A 21,389-nucleotide genomic window follows, 5' to 3' on the forward strand; every position below is an offset into this window, starting at 1 on the left:
CAGCTTTGGAGGTGCATCTGGATGTTCAACCTGTATGCGGACAAAAACAAACTGATCCTCCAGCAGAAGGGGCCGGTCACCAGCGGCAGTGTCAACGTTTACACGGCCCGGTTCGGCTTCTCCCGGGAGTGGGCGGGCCTGGAACGGATAGCGGTCTTCCGCTGCGGGGACAAGGCGGTCTCGGTCCTCCTGGATGAGAGCGGGGAGTGCCTCGTCCCCTGGGAGGTGCTGACGACCGGCGGACAGCGGCTGGAGGCGGGGGTCTACGGGACCCGGGGCGGGGAGACCGTCCTGCCGACCGCGTGGGCGGATCTGGGGATGGTCTTGACGGGCGTCAGCGTCCCGGAGGGCGGGGCTCCTCCCAGGCCGGAGATCTGGGAGGAGGTGCTGGCGAAGAAGGGGGACCGGCTGGGCTACACGGAGTCCGGAGGACTGGGCCTCTATGCAGGAGGGGAGCTGCTGTCTTCCGTCCCCGGCGCCGGTGGCGAGACCGCCGGGGACGAGGACGTGGAGCGGATGCTCGACGAGGTCTTCGGGGCCTCGCGGGACGATATTTGAAATGGAGGAACGGACATGGCTTACAATGAAGAGAGACTGACGAAACTGAGATCCCTCAAGGAACTGGCGAAGCGCATCGACCGCGACTTTGCCCGGAAGGCCGAGCTGGAGGCCCTGCGCGGCAGGGTGGAGGAGCTGACTACCGTGGGCGGGGAGCCCAACGCGATCGACACGATCAAGGTCAACGGGACCGTACAGGCCATCATCGATAAGGCGGTGGACCTGGCGGTGCCCGTCAAGGTGTCGGACCTGGACAACGACAGCGGGTTCCAGACCGGGGAGCAGGTGGCCGCCGCCGTGGCCTCCGCGGACCACCTCAAGCGCAAGATCGTGGAGAGCGCGGACGCCATCGCCCCCGCCGCCGCGGACGCGGATCGGTATATCTACATGGTGCGGAAGGCCGGCGGCGCGCCCGGCGACCGATACGACGAGTACATGGTCATCGACGGCGCCGTGGAGCGCGTGGGCGACTGGTCCGTGGATCTGTCCGGCTATGTCCGGAAGGAAGAGGGCAGGGGCCTGAGCGCCAACGACTTCACCGACGCGGACAAGGCCCGGCTGGACAGCGTGTCCGAGGGCGCGACGAAGGTGGAGGCCGGAGAGGCCAACGGTACGATCAAGATCGACGGCGCGGTGCTGGCCGTCTACACGGAGCCGGAGGACGTGGTCCACGGGGAGTTCGCGTCGGACGAGGAGGTGGCCGGGATGCTGGATGAGGTGTTCGGGGCGAAGGGATGAACCGGATCGGAGGGGACCGGAGGGCCCCTCCTTGTGAGCGAGGGGGAGAGATGAGCGATAAGCTGACGAATTTGACACACCTGCGGATGGCTGCCGAGGCGTCGCGGGAGCTTTCCGCCCAGGTGGCCCAAGCGGCGGCGGAGGCCCTGGAGGAGCTGGCGGCGGCCGCCGCCACGATGGAGCAGGTCAACGCCGCCATCGACAGGGCCGTCACGGGAGCGGTCGAGGAGGCGTACTGATGGGACTGAAGCCTCTTTTCAAAGACATCGCCGACGCGCTCCGGGAGAAGGAGGGCACGGACGAGCCTATCCGCGCCGCCGACTTCCCGGCGCGCATCCGGGCGATCCCGGCCGCCGGGGAGGAGATCGCCCTGCGGGCGCTGCGGATCGCCTCTCCGCCGGAGAAACAGGGATATGGCTGCAACGGGTTCGGCGGGGAGGCGTTCGACCCGTCCGGGATGGGACTGGAGGCGGAGCTGTCCGCCTTCTCCAATCCGGTCTTTCTGCCGGTCGGGCTGGAGTATGTGACCATTTCCCCGGAGGGGCCGCTCCCGGAGGGGACGGAGTATGTGACGATCTCGCTCCGGTCCGGGGCGCAGACCGTTATGGCCCGTCAGCCCGTCACCGTCCGATACAGGTCCCCGGACTGGGCCGACGTGGAAGGGGCGGGGCTGTCTTGGCAGTCCTTCGAGGAGGAGCGGACCACCTGGGCGGGGTTCGAGTCGAAATAGCGCCGCCGTGTGCTTTGAGCGGGTATGGATACGGAGAGGAGCGGCTCCCCAGGATGGGGGGCCGCTCCTCTCAGCGTGTCGAAAAAGTAGTGAAGACTCCATCGACGGGAAGGAAGAGAGTTACGAGAGGGACCCAGGAGGGGTCCCTTTCGTTTTGGATAGATAAGTTTCCAGGGCTTTTTCGAAAGCCCTGGAAACTTGCGCAGGCCGTCAAAAAGACGTTTTTGACGGCCTGCGAGGAGCGGCTCCCCAGGATGGGGGGCCGCTCCTCTCCGTATCTTTTCAGGGATCTTTCAGGTCGGTCTGCTAAGATGGCTCCATCGATGAGACCATGCCGGCCAGGAGGGACTATGAAGAAAGAGCTTACAGAGGGCAGGGGCGTCACGCTGAACAGCCTGCGGGACGAGCAGCGCTGCCTGAACATGCGGATGCTGCTGGCCGTGCAGAGCCGCGATCTGGCGATCCAGGAGTCCCTGCGGAAGGAGTTGGAGGAGAACGCCGCCCGGATCGAGCGCCTGCTCTCCAGGCTTTAGGCCCGCCCGCCGCAGCGGCGCAGGGCGCAGGCATACAGCGCGGCCATCCGGGGCTCCAGCACCGGCTCCTCCTGCTCGCCGTCCTCGGTCTGGAGATACCACATCTCCCCGTCGGTGCTGAGCAGGGGCCCCAGCTCCTTCAGGGAATAGGCGGGCAGGACCACGCTCCCCCGGCTCCAGACCCGCAGGACGTTGGGGACGTTCACGTCCGCCGGGGAGTCGATGATGGCCAGGCGCAATTCCTCGATATAGGCCCCGCCGAAGGGCCTCTCCACATCCAGACCGGCGAAGCCGCTGTCATAGAAGGATTCCAGCGCCGCGTCCAGGTCGCTGTTGTTCCACACGGGAGCGATCACGCTGCACTGGCTGAGATGCACCCGCCGCTCCCCTCTGGGGGCAAAGCCGGAGAGGGGGATGAGATCGTCCAGGGCGAAGGGCCCGGTCCTCGTCTTGGGCAGGAAGATGCGCGAGGCGCTGTCGGCGGTGAGGCTCATCGTCAGGGAGTGGATGACCCAGTCCAGGAACAGGTCGAAGTTCCGCCCGGAGACCTTGCACCGCTGGGCGGCCTGGTCCAGGAACTTGTCCATGGCCTCGCGGTCTGTCAGCGCCATCGGCGGCAGGGGGCCTTCATAAAGGTTCTTCAAACGTGTGGTGGGCAGCATATGTACCTCCGTCACCTTAAAAGTCTCCCCCTATTTTACCACGGGCCTCCGCAAAACACAAGCGGAGAATCAAACGGATGTTCTCGCCGTTTCCCATAAAAACAGCCGCCGGTGAAGGCGGCTGTTTCGTCATCCCTCCAGGCGGATGCCCTGGCCGCAGATGCGGAGGAAGTCCACCTGCTCCAGATCCAGGGGCATGGGGAAGTCCAGCTGGGCCGCGGCCGTGTGTCCGTTGCCGGAAGTCCCGCTGGCGCAGCCCCGTCTGTCCACCACCGTGCCGTCCTTCATGTGGATCTCCAGGCCCTCCGAGACGTCCCGGTAGTCCTGCCGTTCCTGGACGAGGCAGTGGAGGGAGAACCGCAGGGCCAGCGGGGACAGGGTCACGCGGTCCAGCATCCAGTCCACGCCGTCGATCTGGCAGATCCGCTTGGGCTCCAGCTCTACAAGGTCCGTGGGCTGAAGGGTGACGGACAGTGTCCATTCCCCGGGGAGGAGCACCTCCTCCTTTCCCCGCTCATGGTTGTAGTATGTCAGGTCCCCGAAGCGGATGCCGTACCGGCCCCCGGCATTCAGGTCCTCGCCGGTGATGGAGAAGATCAGGGTGTACTCCCCCTCCTTCAGCTCCTTCGACATCTCCCAGGAGCGGGAGGAATAGCCCCAGGACATCGGTTTCTCGCTGTCCTCCCGAAGGAGCTCCATGGTCCAGAACTGGGGGCCGTCCTCCCGAAGCTGCTCCGTCAGCGCTATGTCCAGCACCGTCATGCGGAGGTTCAGCATGGCAGTCTGCCCGTCGAAGATGGCGTCCAGGATCTCGAAGCGCAGGCCGTCGCGCTCCACCACCGGCGTGTCGATGGCCGCGCCCATGCCGGTGAGCTGTTCCGTGTCCGCCGCGCCGCCGTAGTATCCGGCGGAATCGCTGTTCTCGAACATGGAGCGGAACCACTCCCCACTGCCCAGGACGGCCCCCGCCGCCGCCGCACCGCCCAGCAGGGCGGCGATGATGGCCGCCGCCAGCCAGCGGGCGGGCCACCGGTGCTGCCGGGGCACTGCCGTCTCCGGGGCCGCGCCGCGCCGGGGATCTGCCAGCAGGCGGCGCATCCGCCGCTCCTGCCGCCGGGAGGGACGGGCCTCCGGGGCCTCCCCGGCGTCCCGGCGCAGGGCTTCCTCCAGCGCCGTCTTCAGCATCGCGTCAAATACAGTCTCGTCCATCCAGATACCCCTCCTTCCGCAGCGCTTCGATCAGCAGCTTCCGTCCCCGGAAGATGCGGCTCTTCACCGCGCCCTCCGTCAGTCCCAGCGCCCCGGCGATGCCGGCCAGGCTCCACTCCGCCAAAAACCGGAGCTCCAGTACCTGCCGGTAGTCCTCCGGCAGGGCGCGTATCAGGCTGACCAGCGCCTCGAACTCCCCCAGATCCGGCGGGACGGCGGGCTCCCAAACGCCGGGCTCCAGGGCCTGCTCATGGCGGTCCTTCCGGAGCATATCCAGGGCCGTGGTCTTGACCACCGCCATCAGCCAGCGTTCCAGCTCGGCGTCCGAACGGGAGCGAAGCTGGTCATAATTTTGTATTAACTTTATAAAAGTATCGTGCACCGCGTCTTCCGCCCTGGGACCGGGGCCCAGGGTCCGGACGGCCAGCCGGTGGAGCGGACGCTGGACGCCGTCATAGAGCCGGGCGAAGCGCGCCCGGTCCTTGTCCCGCTCCAGCAGGAGCACATAGCAGGGGAGCATGGCCCTCGCCTCCTTCCTTTCGACTGTGCCGGCTCTATCCGTCCAACGTTTCAGGAGGGGAAAAGGTTTCTATATTTTTAGAAAAACTTGCCGGGATATTCAGGCGGGTAACGGAAGATACTTTTATAAATATGCTGTTTAATGGAGGGCACGCCTATGATGACCGCCTTCGTCCGTACGCTCATCCTTTATTCCCTCATCATGATCGGCCTGCGGCTCATGGGGAAGCGGCAGATCGGCGAGCTGGAGCCGGGGGAGCTGGTGCTGACCATGATGATCTCCGACCTGGCCACGGTCCCCATGCAGGACTTCGGCATCCCCCTGCTGGCGGGGGTGATCCCCATCCTGACTTTGCTGGCCCTGTCCATGCTGCTGAGCCAGCTCTCCCTCTCCAGCCTCCGCTTCCGCCGCCTGGTCTGCGGCACGCCCTCCGTCCTCATCCGGGAGGGGGTCCTCCAGCAGGAGGCCATGCGGAAGGACCGCTATACCCTGGACGAGCTTTTGGAGGAGCTCCGGGGCCAGGGGATCTGCGACATCGGGGACGTGAAATACGCCGTGCTGGAGAACTCCGGGCAGCTGTCGGTCCTCCCCTGGGCCCGGTGCCAGGCCCCCACGGCCCAGCAGCTTGGGCTGGAGGCGGAGGAGGACGTGACCCTGCCGGCGGTCCTCATCAACGACGGGCGGCTCCTCCGGCGGAACCTGGAGGCCCAGGGGCTGGACGAGGCGTGGCTGCGGGAGGCGCTGCGGAAGGAGGGCCTGACCTCCCACCGGGAGGTGTTCCTCATGACCCTGGACGAGACGGGCCGGGTGGTCTGCGTGAAAAAGGAGGGCGGGAGATGAAGAAGGGCTTGCTCGTCCCTGCCGCCGTGCTGGCGGCGGTGCTGGCCTTCTGCCTCTGGAACAGCGCCGCCATGGCGGGGCACACCGCCCGCTGGCAGGAGCAGATGGAAAAGGCGGACCGCCTGGCCCGGTCCGAAGACTGGGAGGGGGCCGCCGCCGCTATCCGGGAGGGCTATGCCGATTGGGGCCGGAGCCAGACCTATCTCCACATCGTCACCGGGCACGACGCCGTGGACGACGCGGAGGCCATGTACCACCGCTGTCTGGCCTTCGCCCAGCAGGAGGAGGGCAGCGAGCTCCGGGCGGAGCTGGCGGACCTGAAGGCCCAGCTGCGCCTGCTGGCGGAGATGGAGGAGTTCAGCCTGCGGAACGTGCTGTGAGGCGCGTCGGCCGCATGCCGCGGGAAGGAACGGCCGGGCGGCTGCCCCCGGCCCGGGGACAGCCGCCCGACTATGTTTCACACGATCTCTTCGGAAGACGCCTCGGCAGAGGCCGCAACGGCGGAGGGGTCCGGCACGGAGATCTCCGTGCTGCCCGCGATCTCGCTGGGATCGGCCTGCTCCCCGGCCTGCTCGTCTTCGTCCTCCCACAGGGAGTCGTATTCTTCGTCGTCCCGCTTCGCGATCAGCGCCGCCTGCTTCGCGGCCATGTAGAGCTTGAAATCGTAGTCCATCAGCTTCTTCTCGTCCTTGGCCGGGACCTTGGCTCCGGAGGCGATGCGGCGGTAGACCTCCATGATCTTGACCATGTCCTCCGCCGCCTTGGCGAGGGTCTCGTTTTGCTGCTTGGACGCTTCCAGGTCGTGGATGGCGGTCTCCCTGGCGGTGATGCCTTCCATGACGCTGCTGAGCGCGTCATACTGGGCGTCGGTCCGGGAGAGCTCCTTGGAGATCTCCACCCGGTCGAACGCCGCCGCCTGGGGACCGCCCTTCTCCTGGTCCTTCAGGAGCTTGGAGAGGGCCTGCCGTTTGTCCCGCAGCGCGTCCAGCTGGACGGAATACATCTGCTTCGCGTCTCGTATCTTCATGGCGGTGTACCTCCTTTGCCGGGGGAGCTCCGTTATCCCTTCACGATCTCGGCCGTGTCCATGGCGATCATGAGCTCCTCGTTGGTGGGGATCAGCAGGACCTTCACCTTGGAGCCGGGGGCGGAGAGGACGGTCTCCTTGCCCCGGACGTCGTTGGCGGCGGCGTCCAGCTCCACGCCCATGTACTCCAGGCCCTGGCAGACCATGGAACGGATGACCTTGTCGTTCTCGCCCACGCCGGCGGTGAAGATCACGGCGTCCGCTCCGCCCATGGCGGCGGCGTAAGCGCCCACGTATTTCCGGACCTCATAGGCGAACTTCTCCTGGGCCAGGGCGGCCTTGGCGTCGCCCTTCCCGGCGGCGGCCTCCAAATCGCGGAAGTCGGAGCCGACGCAGCTCAGCCCCTCCACGCCGGACTTCTTGTTCAGGACGCCCAGCATCTCGTCGATGCTCATCCCCCGCTTCTCCATCTCATACTGGAGGATGCCCGCGTCCAGGTCGCCGGAGCGGGTGCCCATGGGCACGCCGGCCAGGGGGGTGAAGCCCATGGAGGTGTCCACGGACCTGCCGCCGTCCACGGCGGTGATGGAGGAGCCGTTGCCCAGGTGGCAGGAGATCAGCTTGAGCTCCTCGATGGGCCGGCCCAGCATGGCGGCGGCGCGGCCCGCCACGTACTTATGGCTGGTGCCGTGGAAGCCGTAGCGCCGGACCTTGTCCTCCTCGTACCAGGCGTAGGGCAGGGCGTACATGTAGGCCCGGGCGGGCATGGTCTGGTGGAAGGCGGTGTCGAACACGGCGACCATGGGCACGCCGGGCATGACCTTTTGGCAGGCGCGGATGCCGGTCAGGTTGGCGGGGTTATGGAGGGGGGCCAGGGGGATGCAGTCCTCGATGGCCTTCAGCACGGCGTCGTCGATGCGCACGGACTTGTTGAACGCCTCGCCGCCGTGGACCACCCGGTGGCCGACGGCGCCGATCTCACTCATGGAGGCGATGACGCCGTTGTCCTTGTCCGCCACGGCGTCCAGCACGGCCTGGATGGCCTCGGAATGGGTGGGCATGGGGACGTCGACGGCGTCCAGGGTCTTTTTCCCCTCGGCCTTATAGGTGAATTTGCCGTCGATGCCGATGCGCTCGCACAGGCCCTTGGCCAGCAGGACGCCGCTCTCCGGGTCCAAGAGCTGATACTTCAAGGAAGAACTGCCCGCGTTGATGACAAGAATGTTCATGATGACCGTCTCCTCTTTTCTGGGGAAAGCCTTGCGCGTCCCCTCGATCTTGTAATATAATCGTGTAGACAAAAAACCGAACAGCCGTCCCGATTTCTTTGTCCAATTTCATTATACCAGACTTTTCCGGAGTTACAACCGCATTTTTCGGAGTTTTACCGAAATGTCACTTTTTTGTCACCACTTCAAGGGGGAATTCCATGCCCGCCGCTGGTATCATAACAGAATACGATCCCCTGCATATGGGCCACGTCCATCTGATGGCGGAGGCCCGCCGCCTGCTGGGGCCGGATACCGCCGTGATCTGCGTCATGAGCGGGGACTATGTCCAGCGGGGGGGCTTCGCCATCGTGGGCAAGCGGGCCCGCGCTGCCGCCGCCGTCCAAAGCGGGGCGGATCTGGTGCTGGAGCTGCCCCTGCCCTGGGCCGTGTCCTCGGCGGAGGGCTTCGCCGCCGGGGCGGTGGAGACGCTGAAGGCCACCGGCGCCGTCACCCACCTGGTCTTTGGGAGCGAGAGCGGCGACGCCGCCGGATTGGTCCGCCTGGCGGAGGCCCTGTGCTCGGACGAGTTCGGACAGGCCCTGCGCCGGGAGCTGGCGAAGGGGGACAGCTTCCCCGCCGCCCGGCAGCGGGCGGTGAGCGCCCTGCTCTCCCCGGCGGGAGCCTCGGCGCTGGAGAGGCCCAACGACACCCTGGGCGTGGAGTACTGCAAGGCCCTCCGGGGCAGCGGCATCCGGCCGGTGGCCGTCCCCCGGCGGGGGGCGGCCCACAACGAAGGGACCGCCCGGGACGGCTTCGTCTCCGCCTCCTCGATCCGGGCGCTGCTCCGGGAGGGGGAGGAAGAGGAGGCCCTGGCCCTCATGGCCCCCGCCATGGCGGAGGCTTACCGGGCCGAGCGGAGGGCGGGGCGGGCCCCCGCCCTGCTGGAGAACTGCGAACGGGCGGTCCTGGCCCGGCTCCGCTTCATGGAGGAGGAGGACTACGCCGCCCTGGACCCGGGCCGTGAGGGCCTGTACCACCGCTTTTACCGTGCCAGCCGTTCCGCCGCGTCTTTGGAGGAGTTGCTGGAGACCGTGAAGACCAAGCGCTACCCCCTGGCCCGGCTCCGCCGCATGGCGCTGCGGGCCTATCTGGGCCTCCCCCCCGTCCCGCCGGACGCTCCGCCTTACCTGCGGCTCCTGGCGGCGAACGAACGGGGGACGGCCCTGCTGGCAAAGATGCGGGAGACCGCCTCCCTGCCGGTGCTGACCAAGCCCGCCTCTGTGCGCCGCATGGGGGAGGAGGCCCGCCGCCTCTTCGAACTGGAGGCCCGGGCGAGCCGCCTGTACGCCCTGGCGTGTCCCGATCCCGCCGCCGCCGTCGACGAGTGGCGGACGGGCCCGGCGATCGTCCGGGAGGCGGGCGGGCTGAAATAAGGAGGGACCCCCCATGAGTACCATGATCGCTCTGCTTATCGTGCTGAGCACGCTGGTCGGCTGCGCCGGGGAGGCGCTGACCAACGTGAAGAACGCCCAGCGGCCCCCTGCCGCCGTCACGCTCCTGGTGGAGGTGGAGACCTATGAGGACACGGTCCGGGACGAGGACGGCGCGGTGCTGGCGGAATGCTCCTATGGACTGCCGGTGATGCGGGCGCTGCTGGAGGACGGGACCCCCCTGGAGGAGGCCGCCTCCCCCGAGCAGGAGGAGGCCCTGGCGGCGGCGGAGACCTTCAACGCCCGCTTCGGCCAGTGGAAGGGCAACGCCCAGACCCTGGCGGAGAGCGCCAGGGAGGACCGGGCCTTCCGGAACGAGGCCGGGCTGGAGCCCGTGGCCTATACGGACGACCTCCAGTGCAGCGTCTATCAGACGGAGCGCCTCGTCAGCGTCCGCGGCTTATACTCCACCTACACCGGCGGGGCCCATCCCAACAGCATCCTGATGAGCTGGAACTTCGATGTGGAAGCGGGGGAGTTCTTCGAGCCGGAGATCTTGGACGAGGGCACGGACCTGCGGGAGTATGTCCACCTGGCCCTGATGAGCCAGGCCCGGCAGACTGCCGCCGGGATGGGCGCCAAGCCGGAGGAATACTATTGGGAGGACTACTCCGCCATCCTGAAGGACTGGAGCAGCTACGCGGTCAGCTTCGACCGGGACGGCATGACGGTGGGCTTCTCCCCCTACGAGCTGGGGGCCTATGCCCTTGGCCCCCAGGTGTTCCAGATCCCCTATGAGGGGGAGCTGTACGACCACCTGGGCGAGCACGGCAGGACCCTGCTGGGCCTGTGTCCCGCGGAGGAAACGGCGGAGTGAGAGAGTGAGAACGGCGGGCCGTCCGGAAGGACGGCCCGCTCAGGCTGTCGGGAACGTTTTTTCGACGGGCTGGGCAAATTTCCAGGACGTTCAAAAAAGTCCTGGAAACTGATCGCCCGAAAACGAGAGGGACCCTTCCCGGGTCCCTCTTGGAACGCTCTCCCTCCCCGCCGATGAAGGTCCCTCTGCTTTTCGACGGCCCGCCCGGCTCAGTACTTCCTCTCCAGCAGCTTGTATGCGACGATGCCGGCGAGGAGCAGGAACAGCATATCACCTGCCAGGAACCAGATCAGCAGACGGCTGGCGGCCTCGTCCACGACGCCCAGCTTCCCGAGGAAGGAAAAGGCCGTGATCGATACTGCCGCGAACAGCAGCCCGAGGACATAGGCGATGCGCCCGGACCGGTCCCGCAGCATCCTCTTGCGTTCGTCCCGGAGGTCGATCTGTTCCTGTTCCAGGCGCGCCCGGTACTCCTCCCGGTGCTTCGGGTCGGTGTATTTGCGGTATTTATAGACCTGCATCAGCCCCGGGGCGGTAAAGGCCCCGAACAGACCGGCGAACAGGCTGCTCAGCACCGTATCCAGGAAGACGGCGGCCAGGCAGGCGAGACCCGCGGCGATCATGACGATCCCGGTCCAAAGATCGCTCTTCTTCATCAAGCTCCACTCCTCTCATGGATAAAGATCTCCTCGATGGGCAGTCCAAAAAAATCGGAGATCGTAAAGGCCAGTTCCAGCGAGGGGCTGTAGCGCCCGTTCTCGATGGAACTCACGGTCTGCCGGGAGACCCGGATGGCTTTGGCGAATTCCTCCTGCCGCAGGCCCCGGCCTTTCCTCAGCTCTTCCACACGGTTCTTCATGGCTGCCTCCTTCAAAGACTATGGGAAGGTCCCTCGACAGGCGGGAGCGGCCGTCTCCCGGATATGTAAAGGTCCCTTTACCTATAAGCTATCACGATCGGGTCGATTTGTCAAGGGTCCTTTACATAAAAGATCCGAACTTGCGTTTTCGGCCGGTCCGTAGTATATTTGAAAACAGTTCTCATTTTACCCGAAAAGAGGCCCCGCCTATGAAACGACTGCTCCCCCTCCTGTGTGCCCTCCTGCTCCTTTCGGCCTGCGGCCCCGCCTTGCCGGAGGAGACGGACCGGCTCCAGATCGCCGCCGCCGTCTTCCCCGCCTATGACTTCGCCCGCGCCGCCGCGGGCGGGCGGGCGGACGTGACGCTGCTGCTGCCTCCCGGCGCGGAGAGCCACTCCTATGAGCCCACTCCGGCGGACATCCTCCGGGTGCAGAGCTGCGATCTTTTCATCTACCTGGGCGGCGAGTCCGACGCGTGGGTGGACGCCATCCTCTCCGCCATCGAGCCGGAGGGGGAGGCCCTGCGGATGATCGACTGCGTGGACCTCTTAGAGGAGGAGACCGTGGAGGGGATGCAGGGCGGACACGAGCATGAGCACGAGGAGGACCACGGCCATCTGGGCGAGGTGGTGGGCATGGACGAGCACGTCTGGACCGATCCCCGGAACGCCGCCGTCATCACCCGGACCATCGGGGAGCGCCTGTCCGCCCTGGATCCGGCCAATGCGGAGGCGTATGCCGCCGGGGCGGAGGGGTACGCCCGGGAGCTGGAGGCCCTGGACCGGGACTTCGCCGCCTTCTTCGAGGGCCTGCCCGGCCGGACCATCGTCTTTGGCGATCGGTTCCCCCTGCGGTACTTCGCGGAAGCCTACGGCCTGGACTACTATGCCGCCTTCCCCGGCTGCGGCGCGCAGACGGAGCCCTCGGCGGCCACGGTGGCCTTCCTGACGGAGAAGGTCCGGGAGGAGGGCCTGCCCGCCGTTTGGTATATCGAGTTCTCCAACCACCTGGTGGCGGACAGCATCGCCGAGGCGGCCGGGGTGAGGACGGCCCAGTTCCACACCTGCCACAACGTCAGCAGGGCGGATCTGGAGGCGGGGGCCACCTACCTCTCCCTGATGCGGGGCAACTTGGAGGCCTTGCGGGAGAATATGTGACTTTATATAAGCATCTATAAAAGGAGCGGCATCGTATGGAGACAGCGTTCGACTTCCTGACCCTGGATTTTTTCACGCGGGCGTCGGTGTATCCCGGCAGCCTGGGGACCTTCCGCTACCGCTTCCAGCGCACGGGCTGGATGGGGGACGGCCAGCTCCAGGCATGGGTGTATGAGAACACCTGCTTCGAGCTGGCGAAGGACGTGGAGACCGAGACCTTCCCCTGGACGGAGGACGGCGTGGAGGCCCTGCAGGGGTGGCTGCGGCAGAAGCTGGCCGAACGGGGGACGGAGCCCTACCGCATCCCCTACCCGCCGGCGGGGACGGCGGAGTGAGCAAAGGAGGAGATCCATGTTTACCGGCTTTACCGACGAGACGGTGGACTTCATGTGGGGCATCCGCTTCAACAATGAGCGGACCTGGTTCGAGGCCCACAAGGAGATCTACCTGACCCGCTTCTACCGGCCCATGCAGGCCCTGGGAGCGGAGATCTACGACTTCATCCGGGGCCAGCGCCCGGACTACGATCTTGTCAACAAGGTCACCCGCATCTACCGGGACGCCCGCCGCCTCCATGGCCGGGGGCCCTATAAGGAGAGCCTCTGGTTCTCCGTGGAGGAGCCCTCGGACCTGTGGACGGCCAAGCCCACCTTCTGGTTCGAGCTGATGCCGGAGGGCTGGAGCTACGGCATGGGGTACTATCTCCCGAAGGCCCTGACCATGGCGAAGCTCCGGGCCCGGCTGGACCGGGACCCTAAGACCATGGAGGCGCTGACTCGGGCCCTGGACGGGCAGGAGGAGTTCGCGCTGGAGGCGGAGCGCTACAAGCGCCCCAAGGGCCCGGCCCCGTCGCCCCTGCTGGAGCCCTGGTATCAGGCGAAGTCCTTCACCATCTGCCACCAGGAGGCGCTGACGGAGGACCTGTTCTCCCGGGCCATCGTGGAGCGGCTGAAAACGGGCTTCGCGTTCCTGCTGCCGTACTACGACTACTTCGTCACCCTGGATGGGGACCCGGACCCGCGGGAGCCGTGAGGGGGGCCCCGGCCCCGTGGCGCGGGACGCTGTCCCGGTCCCTGTCCGTGTCTCCGGCGCTCTTGCGCTGGGGGCGGAAAAGGCGTATACTGTACCCGACATCAAAATGAAGGAGAGATCCCCTATGAAAGCCTGTCCCGACAGAGCGGCGGCCCTGGCGCTGCTGCGCAAGTACAATACCGAGCCCTTCCATATCCAGCACGCCCTGACAGTGGAGTCCGTCATGCGCTGGTACGCCCAGGATCTGGGCTATGGCGAGGAGGCCGGCTTCTGGGCCGTCGTGGGCCTGCTCCACGATGTGGACTTCGAGAAGTGGCCGGAGGAGCACTGCAGGAAGGCCCCCGAGCTGCTGGCGGAGATCGGCTGCTCCGACGAGCTGATCCACGCCGTGTGCAGCCACGGCTTTGGGCTCTGTTCCGATGTGGAGCCCGTCCACGAGATGGAGAAGGTCCTCTTCGCGGCGGACGAGCTCACCGGGCTGATCGGCGCGGCGGCCCGGATGCGGCCCAGCAAGTCCGTCAGCGACATGGAGGTGTCCTCCCTGAAGAAGAAGTTCAAGGACAAGAAATTCGCCGCCGGATGCTCCCGGGACGTGATCAAGACCGGCGCGGAGCGCCTGGGCTGGGAGCTGGAGGTCCTGATGGACAAGACCATCCGGGCCATGCGGGAGAGCGAGTCCCAGGTGGCGGAGGAGCTGGCCTCCTTGACCTGACCGGCGGATGGATGAACGGAGCCCCCCAGGATCTCCTGGGGGGCTCGGACTGTCGAAAAACATGTAGATGTGGGTGACGGGAGGGAAGGGTGTGTGCGGGGGACCTAGGAAAGGTCCCCTGCGCCATTCGGATCGATCGGATCTCAGGGCTTTTTTGAGGTCCTGAGATCCGTCCGGCTCGTCGGAAAGACTTTTTCGACGAGCCGGCCCCCCGGGATCTCCCGGGGGGTTTCCCCTGTCTGTTTCAGCCGATGACCTCCAGCGTCCCGTCCTCCCCGAACTTCACGGGGACGATCTCGTTCCGGGTCTTCTGGGCGATGTCGTCGATGCGCATCTTGGAGGGGTAGTCCGCGATGAGGGACACCGCCACGCCCTGGCGCTTGGCCCGGCCGGTGCGGCCGATGCGGTGGACGTAGTCCTGGTTCTCGTCGGGCACGTCGCAGTTGAAGACGATGTCCACGTCGTCCACGTCGATGCCCCGGGCGGCCACGTCGGTGGAGACGAACACCCGGAGCTTCCCCTGGCGGAAACGGTCCATCACCTGCTCCCGGCGCTTCTGGGGGATGTCGCCGTGGATGCACTCGGCGTCGATGCCCCGCATCTGCAGGAACTTGCAGATCCGCTCGGTGGACCCCTTCGTGTTGCAGAAGGCCATGCAGCGGTCGAAGCCCGTCTCCGTCAGGATCCTGGCGATGACGTCGGCCTTCTCGTTCTGGGCCACGTCCATGCGGAACTGTTTGATGTCGGGCTTGTTCTGCTCGTCCTCCCGGACGGTGATCTCCGCCGCGTCCCGCTGGTAGACCCAGGCGATGTCCATGACCTCCCTGGAGATGGTGGCGGAGAAGAGGCCCAGGTTGCGCCGCTTGTTCATCTTGTCCAGCAGGCGGGTCACGTCGTGGATGAAGCCCATGTCCAGCATCCGGTCGGCCTCGTCCAGGACGACGGTCTGGGCGGAGTCCACCCGGACGGTGCGGCGCTTCATGTGGTCGCTGAGCCGCCCGGGGGTGGCGACGACGATCTGCGGCCGCTTTTTCAGCGCGTCGATCTGCTTCCCGATGGGTTGTCCGCCGTACAGGCACACGCAGCGCACGCCGGGGCGGAAGGCGGCGATGTCCCGCAGCTCGTCGGTGATCTGGATCGCCAGCTCCCGGGTGGGGGCGAGGATGACGGCCTGGACGCTGTCGTCCTCGGGGTCGACGTGTTCGATGATGGGGATGCCGTAGGCAAAGGTCTTGCCGGTGCCGGTGGGGGCCTTGGCGATGACGTCCTGCCAGTCCATCATGGGAGGGATGCAGCCCGCCTGGACGGGAGTGGTCAGGACCAGCGCCCGCTTATCGATCGCCTGCATGATCTCCGGAGACAGCCCCAGGCTGTCGAACCGGACGCCTTCTGTGTATTCCATAAATGTTCCCCTCTTTTCACGCGATAGGGCGTGTGATAACATAAGCACATAGTTCCTAACTTATTATACAGGGAAGACCGGCGCTTGTAAAGCGGTCCGGCCATACAAGTGTGAAGATCTCTGAGGATCGAAAACTTTAACCAATTAAAATCTCCGGAAAGCGGCAAATTATACAAGGAATACCGAAGAAATTGTAGTAAAATTGTGTATTGTGGTCCCAACAAGCCCGATTTTTTATGCTAGATTATAGTTGGAAGACGAAATGGGTAAAAGTCAATAGGGGGTGTCGAACGTGGACGAGATGGAGTATGTACGTATTCTGCGTGATTTGCGCGAGGACGCCGATAAGACACAGTCACAGATCGCCGAGGTCCTGGGTACGTCCCAGACGATGTACGCACGCTATGAACGGGGGGCCAACGAGCTGCCCATCCATCATCTGATCACATTGAGTAAGTATTACGGCGTCAGCACGGACTACCTGCTGGGGCTCAGCAAAGAACGATGAAGCGCGGACGGGGGGGTCCCTGTCCGCGCTTTTTTGCCCGGCGGGAGATGAGAGGCTCATCTCCCGCCTTTTTCGGGCTCACAGCCTGGTCACAACGGGGATGACCATGGGGCTGCGCTTGGTCGTCTTGAACAGATAGCTGCTGACGGCGGACTTCACCACGCCGCGGAGCTCGCCGTCGTCCCGCCCGCGCTTGCGGGTGACGGACTCTGCCGCGTCCATGGCGACGCCCTGGAGCTCCTTCATCAGGTCCCCGGACTCCTTCACGTAGATGAAGCCCCGGGTCACGATCTCCGGCGGGCTCAGCAGGCCGCCGTCGTGGGAGGAGATGGGCATGACCACCACGACCATGCCGTCCTCGGCCAGGCGCTTGCGGTCCCGCATGACCACGGCGCCCACGTCGCCCACGCCGGAGCCGTCCACATAGACTTCCCCGGCGGGCACGGCGCTGCCCAGCTTCAGCGTCTTGGCCGTGATCTCGATGACGTCGCCGTTCTCGGCGATGGCGATGTGGCTGCGGTCCATGCCCATCTGCTGGGCCACCTGGCTGTGGATCTGGAGCATCCTCTGCTCGCCGTGGAGGGGGATGAAGAACCGGGGCCGGGTCAGGGCGTGGACGATCTTCAGCTCCTCCTGGCAGGCGTGCCCGGAGACGTGGAGCATGTCCGCCCGGTCGTAGATGACCTTCACGCCCTTGCGGAAGAGCTCGTTGATGACGCGGCTCACCGTCACCTCGTTGCCGGGGATGGCGGAGGCGGAGATGATCACCTTGTCCCCGGGGCCCACCTCCACCTGCTTATGGGTGGAGAAGGCCATGCGGTACAGGGCGCTCATCTCCTCGCCCTGGGAGCCGGTGGTGACGATGACCTGCTTGTTCTTCGGCAGGCTCTTGATCTTGTTGATGTCCACCAGGGTGTTCTTGGGGACCTTCATGTAGCCCAGCTCCGTGGACACCCGCATGATGTTCTCCATGGAGCGGCCCGTGACGGCGACCTTGCGCCCGTGGGCGGCGGCGGCGTCCAGCACCTGCTGGATGCGGTGGACGTTGGAGGCGAAGGTGGTGACGATGATGCGCTCCTCACAGCCCTGGAACTGCCGGCTGAAGGTCTGGCCCACGGTGCGCTCGCTCATGGTATAGCCGGGGCGCTCCACGTTGGTGGAGTCGGCGCAGAGGGCCAGCACGCCCTCCTGTCCCAGCGCGCCCAGCCGGGCCAGGTCGATGACCTCCCCGTCGATGGGGGTGGAGTCGATCTTGAAGTCGCCGGTGTGGACGACGGTGCCCATGTGGGTGTGGATCGCGAAGGCCACGGAGTCGGCGATGGAGTGGTTGACGTGGATGAACTCCACGGTGAACTTCCCCGCCCGGACGGACTTGCCGGGCTCCACGGTGATGAGCTTGGTGGACTTCATCAGGCCGTGCTCCTCCAGCTTGAGCTGGATGAGGCCGGCGGTGAAGCGGGTGCAGTAGATGGGCATGTTGACCTGCTTGAGCACGTAGGGGATGGCCCCCACGTGGTCCTCGTGGCCATGGGTGATGAACAATCCCCGGATGCGGGCCCGGTTCTTGATCAGGTAGGTCACGTCGGGGATGATGCAGTCGATGCCGTACATGTCGTCCCCGGGGAACGCCATGCCGCAGTCCACGACGATGATCTCTCCGCCGTACTCATAGGCGGTCATGTTCTTGCCGATCTCGTTGAGGCCGCCCAGAGGGATGATCTTCAGTTTTTCTGCCATAGATAGAATAACTCCTTTGCAATGAAAAAGATGTACAGGCGGCGTGTATGTCCCGCATCCGGACAGCAAGAAAATAGAGACGTCCGCAGTCCGCCCGGCCCCGTTACGCCGGCGGAGGTTTGGTGACGTCCTGTCATATCTGGATATGGGAGGCCGCTGGTGGCGCCCATGCCCTGTATGGAAACACGGGCTATATTATTTGACCAGCCGGGAAGCGCGTCCCGTCCTGGAAAAATACGATCGAAAAGGCTTCGGGAAGACCCGAAGCGGATCGTCCCAGGCGCCCGGAAGGGGCCGCCGGGATGTCAACTCGCTATAGTATAGCACACAGATCCCGGTTTGTATACAAAAACTTTTGGAGATCTGACGGCAGATCCACCAAAGAGCCGGGCCCGGCCCCGCCCCGGCGATTGACGGCTCCCCCAAAATATGATATCATATCCTCCGAATGTCGAGCCCGCCCTGGGGCGGGGAGGACGGCGGGAGGTGAGCCGATGGGGATCCACGACGGACACAGGGGGCGGATGCGCCGGCGCTTTTTGGAGAACGGCCTGGACAGCTTCGCGGACCATGAGATCTTGGAGCTGCTGCTGTTCTATGCCATCCCCCAGGGGGACGTGAACCCCCTGGCCCACGATCTGATGGACCGCTTCGGCAGCCTCTCCGCGGTGTTCTCCGCCCCGGTGGAGATGCTGACGAGCGTGAAGGGCGTCAAAGAGCGCACGGCGGCGCTGCTGACGCTGGTGCCGGAGGCTGCCCGGAGGGCCCGCCTGGCGGAGATGAAGAGCGAGCTGATCCTGAACACCCGCGAGAACGTGGGGGACTATCTGCTGGAGCTGTTCTCCCGGGAGCGGAACGAGGCGGTCTATGAGCTCTGCCTGGACGCCAAGGGGAAGCTGCTGGCCTGCCGCCGCCTGGGGGAGGGGAGCGTCTCCGCCGTGGCCCTGGACATCCGCAAGGTGGTGGAGAACGCGATCTTATACTCCGCCACCTCCGTGATCCTGGCGCACAACCATCCCAGCGGGATCGCCCTGCCCTCCGACGACGATGAGGCCGCCACGGCCCGGGTCGGGGCGGCGCTGGCGGCCATCAACGTGCGGCTGGAGGACCACATCATCGTCGCCGACCATGACTTCGTGTCCCTCAACCAGTCGGGCTTCCTTTCCAAATAGAGGAGGGGCGCCCGGGGGATGTCTCAAAAATATATCGAACATATGTTGTAATCTCCGGCGCTTCGTGGTATCATAGAGCTCATCTGTGACACGGAGCCCGTTTTTGACAGGAGGTCCTCATGCCGAGATTCCAAGTCGTATCCGAATACCAGCCCTCCGGCGACCAGCCGGAGGCCATCGCCGCCCTGGCGGCGGGGATCGAGAACGGACTGAAGGAGCAGGTCCTCCTGGGCGTCACCGGCTCCGGCAAGACCTTCACCATGGCCAAGGTCATCGAGGCCGTCCAGCGGCCCACGCTGGTGCTGGCCCACAACAAGACCCTGGCCGCCCAGCTGTGCGCCGAGTTCAAGGAGTTCTTCCCCAACAACGCGGTGGAGTACTTCGTCTCCTATTATGATTATTACCAGCCCGAGGCGTATATCCCCCACACGGACACCTATATCGCCAAGGACGCCTCCACTAACGACGAGATCGACCGCCTCCGCCTCTCCGCCACCTTCGCCCTGCTGGAGCGGCGGGACGTCATCGTCGTGGCCTCCGTCTCCTGTATCTACGGCCTGGGCGAGCCGGAGGACTTCGCCAAGCTCTCCGTCTCCCTGCGGGCCGGGGCGGAGTGGGAGCGGGACGAGCTTTTGCGCCGGCTGGTGGAGATCCGCTATGAGCGGAACGATATCGCCTTCGAGCGGAACATGTTCCGGGTCCGGGGGGACACCGTGGAGATCTACCCCGCCTATTACAAGGACCGGGCCATCCGCGTGGAGTTCTTCGGCGACGAGATCGACCGCATCAGCGAGTTCAACCCCATCACCGGGGCGGTGAACCTGAAGCTGAACCATATCGTCATCTACCCCGCCAGCCACTATGTCACCACCAAGGACAAGATGGACCGGGCCATCGGCGAGATCCGGAGCGAGCTGGAGGGCCAGGTGAAGATCTTCACCGAGAACGGCCAGCTGGTGGAGGCCCAGCGCATCCGCCAGCGGACGGAGTACGACATGGAGATGATGCAGGAGCTGGGCTACTGCTCCGGCATCGAGAACTATTCCCGCATCATCTCCGAGCGGCCCGCCGGGTCCGCGCCCATGACGCTGCTGGACTTCTTCCCGGAGGACTTCGTGCTCTTCGTGGACGAGAGCCACGTCACCCTGCCCCAGGTCCGGGCCATGTACAACGGGGACCACGCCCGGAAGGACAGCCTGGTCAAATACGGCTTCCGACTCCCCTGCGCCTACGACAACCGGCCGCTGAAGTTCGAGGAGTTCGAGGGCCGCATCGGGCAGGCCGTCTTCGTCTCGGCGACGCCGGGGCCCTATGAGCGGGAGCGGGCGGACCAGGTGGTGGAGCAGGTCATCCGCCCCACGGGCCTGCTGGATCCCAGAGTGGAGGTCCGGCCCGTCACCGGGCAGATCGACGATCTGATGGAGGAGATCCAGGCCCGTTCCGCCAAGGACGAGCGGGTGCTGGTGACGACCCTCACCAAGAAGATGGCGGAGGATTTGACGGAGTATTTCAAGAACGCCGGGATCAAGGTCCGCTACATGCACTCCGACGTGGAGACCATCGAGCGGATGGAGATCATCCGGGACCTGCGGCTGGGGAAATTCGACGTGCTCATCGGCATCAACCTCCTGCGGGAGGGCCTGGACCTCCCGGAGGTCAGCCTGGTGGCCGTGCTGGACGCGGACAAGGAGGGCTTCCTCCGCTCCGAGACCTCCCTGATCCAGACCATCGGCCGCGCCGCCCGGAACGCCGAGGGCCTGGTCATCTTGTACGCGGATACCGTCACCCCCTCCATGAAGGCGGCCATGGACGAGACGGAGCGCCGCCGGAGCATCCAGGACGCCTTCAACCAGGAGCACGGCATCGTGCCCAAGACCATCATCAAGGGCGTCCGGGAGGTGCTGGAGATCTCCACCGCGGCGGAGGACGAGACCGCCCGGGCCCGCCGTCCCCGCAAGCTGAGCGGAGCGGAGCGGGACGCGGAGATCAAGCGCCTGGAGAAGGAGATGAAGGAAGCCAGCAAGATGCTGGAGTTCGAATACGCCGCGGTCCTGCGGGACCGGATCATCGAGCTGAGAGGTGAGGGCTGATGCGATACGGATGGCTGGATGATTACCTCCTGTCCCTCCCCGGGGCGGAGAAGGACTATAAGCCCGAGTGGGCCTGGTTCCGGTATATGATACGGGGGAAGCTCTTCGCCGCGGTGTGCTCCCCTCAGGGGATGAAGGACGCGGCGTACAACGGCCACGACCTGGTGAACCTGAAATGCGACCCCGCCCGGGGCGAGATCCTGCGGGCGGCGCATCCGGAGATCCTGCCGGGGTTCTACTGCGACAAGCGGCATTGGATCGCGTGCCTTTTGGACGGGGATCTGCCGGACGACATCCTCCGGGAGCTGTGCGCCCAGTCCCACGAGCTGATCTTGAAGAAGCTGCCCAAGTATGTCCAGCGGGAGATCTTGGGAAGATAGGAGGG

At 65.5% G+C, this 21,389-nt stretch carries 26 protein-coding genes; 17 read left to right on the top strand and 9 right to left on the bottom strand.

What is annotated here, in order from left to right; all coding sequences use genetic code 11:
* Positions 1–21 precede the first annotated feature (21 nt).
* From QZ332_RS01780 to QZ332_RS01800, 5 genes are all read left to right on the top strand, one after another.
* Positions 22–558, top strand: coding sequence for a hypothetical protein (locus QZ332_RS01780; RefSeq protein WP_295761591.1), 537 nt, complete (start codon positions 22–24; stop codon positions 556–558).
* Positions 559–573: 15 nt separating this feature from the next.
* A complete protein-coding gene (locus tag QZ332_RS01785; protein ID WP_295761593.1) occupies positions 574–1,296 on the top strand; it encodes a hypothetical protein in 723 nt (240 codons plus the stop codon).
* A gap of 50 nt (positions 1,297–1,346) precedes the next feature.
* Positions 1,347–1,535: a hypothetical protein gene (locus QZ332_RS01790; protein WP_295761595.1), complete on the top strand. Its 189-nt coding sequence runs from the start codon at positions 1,347–1,349 to the stop codon at positions 1,533–1,535.
* On the top strand, positions 1,535–2,026 hold the full coding sequence (locus QZ332_RS01795) for a hypothetical protein (protein ID WP_295761598.1): 492 nt from the start codon (positions 1,535–1,537) through the stop codon (positions 2,024–2,026). The genes QZ332_RS01790 and QZ332_RS01795 overlap by 1 nt, the downstream gene beginning before the upstream one ends.
* A gap of 350 nt (positions 2,027–2,376) precedes the next feature.
* Entirely contained in the window at positions 2,377–2,559 is a 183-nt protein-coding gene (locus QZ332_RS01800) for a hypothetical protein (RefSeq protein WP_295761601.1), read from the top strand.
* Here the strand turns inward: QZ332_RS01800 and QZ332_RS01805 are convergent.
* From QZ332_RS01805 to QZ332_RS01815, 3 genes are all read right to left on the bottom strand, one after another.
* A complete protein-coding gene (locus tag QZ332_RS01805) occupies positions 2,556–3,236 on the bottom strand; it encodes a hypothetical protein (protein ID WP_295761604.1) in 681 nt (226 codons plus the stop codon). The genes QZ332_RS01800 and QZ332_RS01805 overlap by 4 nt on opposite strands.
* A 114-nt stretch (positions 3,237–3,350) precedes the next feature.
* Complete coding sequence (locus QZ332_RS01810; RefSeq protein ID WP_295761607.1) at positions 3,351–4,430, bottom strand: hypothetical protein; 1,080 nt, start codon at positions 4,428–4,430, stop codon at positions 3,351–3,353.
* On the bottom strand, positions 4,411–4,950 hold the full coding sequence (locus QZ332_RS01815; protein WP_295761610.1) for an RNA polymerase sigma factor: 540 nt from the start codon (positions 4,948–4,950) through the stop codon (positions 4,411–4,413). Before QZ332_RS01815 ends, QZ332_RS01810 begins: the two co-directional genes overlap by 20 nt.
* Positions 4,951–5,106: 156 nt before the next feature.
* Between QZ332_RS01815 and QZ332_RS01820 the strand changes: the two genes are divergently transcribed.
* Positions 5,107–5,790, top strand: coding sequence for a DUF421 domain-containing protein (locus QZ332_RS01820; RefSeq protein WP_295761612.1), 684 nt, complete (start codon positions 5,107–5,109; stop codon positions 5,788–5,790).
* Positions 5,787–6,170, top strand: coding sequence for a DUF4363 family protein (locus tag QZ332_RS01825; RefSeq protein WP_295761615.1), 384 nt, complete (start codon positions 5,787–5,789; stop codon positions 6,168–6,170). Before QZ332_RS01820 ends, QZ332_RS01825 begins: the two co-directional genes overlap by 4 nt.
* Positions 6,171–6,247: 77 nt before the next feature.
* Here QZ332_RS01825 and QZ332_RS01830 read toward each other — a convergent pair whose 3' ends face one another.
* Positions 6,248–6,817 carry a hypothetical protein gene (locus QZ332_RS01830; RefSeq protein ID WP_295761618.1) on the bottom strand — a complete coding sequence of 190 codons (570 nt, stop codon included), beginning with the start codon at positions 6,815–6,817 and terminating at the stop codon, positions 6,248–6,250.
* A 32-nt stretch (positions 6,818–6,849) separates the two neighbouring features.
* Positions 6,850–8,046: an acetate kinase gene (locus QZ332_RS01835; RefSeq protein ID WP_295761675.1), complete on the bottom strand. Its 1,197-nt coding sequence runs from the start codon at positions 8,044–8,046 to the stop codon at positions 6,850–6,852.
* A gap of 200 nt (positions 8,047–8,246) precedes the next feature.
* Between QZ332_RS01835 and QZ332_RS01840 the strand changes: the two genes are divergently transcribed.
* Both QZ332_RS01840 and QZ332_RS01845 read left to right on the top strand, forming a co-directional pair.
* Positions 8,247–9,461, top strand: coding sequence for a nucleotidyltransferase family protein (locus QZ332_RS01840; RefSeq protein ID WP_295761621.1), 1,215 nt, complete (start codon positions 8,247–8,249; stop codon positions 9,459–9,461).
* Positions 9,462–9,474: 13 nt separating this feature from the next.
* The gene (locus QZ332_RS01845; protein WP_295761624.1) at positions 9,475–10,335 is read left to right on the top strand and encodes a DUF3298 and DUF4163 domain-containing protein; all 861 of its coding nucleotides are present in this window, start codon (positions 9,475–9,477) and stop codon (positions 10,333–10,335) included.
* A 209-nt stretch (positions 10,336–10,544) separates the two neighbouring features.
* On the opposite strand, the gene QZ332_RS01850 is transcribed toward QZ332_RS01845, so the two are convergent.
* Positions 10,545–10,991 carry a hypothetical protein gene (locus tag QZ332_RS01850; protein WP_295761626.1) on the bottom strand — a complete coding sequence of 149 codons (447 nt, stop codon included), beginning with the start codon at positions 10,989–10,991 and terminating at the stop codon, positions 10,545–10,547.
* On the bottom strand, positions 10,991–11,194 hold the full coding sequence (locus QZ332_RS01855; RefSeq protein WP_295761629.1) for a helix-turn-helix transcriptional regulator: 204 nt from the start codon (positions 11,192–11,194) through the stop codon (positions 10,991–10,993). The genes QZ332_RS01850 and QZ332_RS01855 overlap by 1 nt, the downstream gene beginning before the upstream one ends.
* A gap of 209 nt (positions 11,195–11,403) precedes the next feature.
* On the opposite strand from QZ332_RS01855, the gene QZ332_RS01860 reads away from it, so the two are divergent.
* From QZ332_RS01860 to QZ332_RS01875, 4 genes are all read left to right on the top strand, one after another.
* The gene (locus QZ332_RS01860) at positions 11,404–12,351 is read left to right on the top strand and encodes a metal ABC transporter substrate-binding protein (protein ID WP_295761632.1); all 948 of its coding nucleotides are present in this window, start codon (positions 11,404–11,406) and stop codon (positions 12,349–12,351) included.
* Positions 12,352–12,386: 35 nt separating this feature from the next.
* Entirely contained in the window at positions 12,387–12,686 is a 300-nt protein-coding gene (locus QZ332_RS01865; RefSeq protein ID WP_295761633.1) for a hypothetical protein, read from the top strand.
* A gap of 16 nt (positions 12,687–12,702) precedes the next feature.
* Positions 12,703–13,383, top strand: a complete 681-nt coding sequence (locus tag QZ332_RS01870; RefSeq protein WP_295761636.1) for a DUF2461 domain-containing protein — start codon at positions 12,703–12,705, stop codon at positions 13,381–13,383.
* A 124-nt stretch (positions 13,384–13,507) separates the two neighbouring features.
* Positions 13,508–14,095 carry a hydrolase gene (locus QZ332_RS01875; protein ID WP_295761638.1) on the top strand — a complete coding sequence of 196 codons (588 nt, stop codon included), beginning with the start codon at positions 13,508–13,510 and terminating at the stop codon, positions 14,093–14,095.
* A 244-nt stretch (positions 14,096–14,339) separates the two neighbouring features.
* Here the strand turns inward: QZ332_RS01875 and QZ332_RS01880 are convergent, their stop codons facing one another.
* Entirely contained in the window at positions 14,340–15,497 is a 1,158-nt protein-coding gene (locus QZ332_RS01880) for a DEAD/DEAH box helicase (protein ID WP_295761642.1), read from the bottom strand.
* 301 nt (positions 15,498–15,798) lie between these two features.
* Here QZ332_RS01880 and QZ332_RS01885 point away from each other — a divergent pair, with 301 nt between their 5' ends.
* Positions 15,799–16,005, top strand: a complete 207-nt coding sequence (locus QZ332_RS01885; protein WP_204791453.1) for a helix-turn-helix domain-containing protein — start codon at positions 15,799–15,801, stop codon at positions 16,003–16,005.
* A 78-nt stretch (positions 16,006–16,083) separates the two neighbouring features.
* On the opposite strand, the gene QZ332_RS01890 is transcribed toward QZ332_RS01885, so the two are convergent.
* Positions 16,084–17,742: a ribonuclease J gene (locus QZ332_RS01890; RefSeq protein WP_295761645.1), complete on the bottom strand. Its 1,659-nt coding sequence runs from the start codon at positions 17,740–17,742 to the stop codon at positions 16,084–16,086.
* A gap of 494 nt (positions 17,743–18,236) precedes the next feature.
* On the opposite strand from QZ332_RS01890, the gene QZ332_RS01895 reads away from it, so the two are divergent.
* The 3 genes from QZ332_RS01895 (at position 18,237) to QZ332_RS01905 (ending at position 21,384) form a co-directional block, all read left to right on the top strand.
* Entirely contained in the window at positions 18,237–18,914 is a 678-nt protein-coding gene (locus QZ332_RS01895) for a RadC family protein (protein ID WP_295761648.1), read from the top strand.
* Positions 18,915–19,033: 119 nt separating this feature from the next.
* Entirely contained in the window at positions 19,034–21,004 is a 1,971-nt protein-coding gene (gene uvrB / locus QZ332_RS01900) for an excinuclease ABC subunit UvrB (RefSeq protein WP_295761651.1), read from the top strand.
* The gene (locus QZ332_RS01905; RefSeq protein WP_295761653.1) at positions 21,004–21,384 is read left to right on the top strand and encodes an MmcQ/YjbR family DNA-binding protein; all 381 of its coding nucleotides are present in this window, start codon (positions 21,004–21,006) and stop codon (positions 21,382–21,384) included. The genes uvrB and QZ332_RS01905 overlap by 1 nt, the downstream gene beginning before the upstream one ends.
* The last annotated feature ends 5 nt before the right edge of the window (positions 21,385–21,389 follow it).

The sequence above is a fragment of the uncultured Oscillibacter sp. genome, assembly GCF_910584465.1.
Classification (GTDB): domain Bacteria; phylum Bacillota; class Clostridia; order Oscillospirales; family Oscillospiraceae; genus Oscillibacter.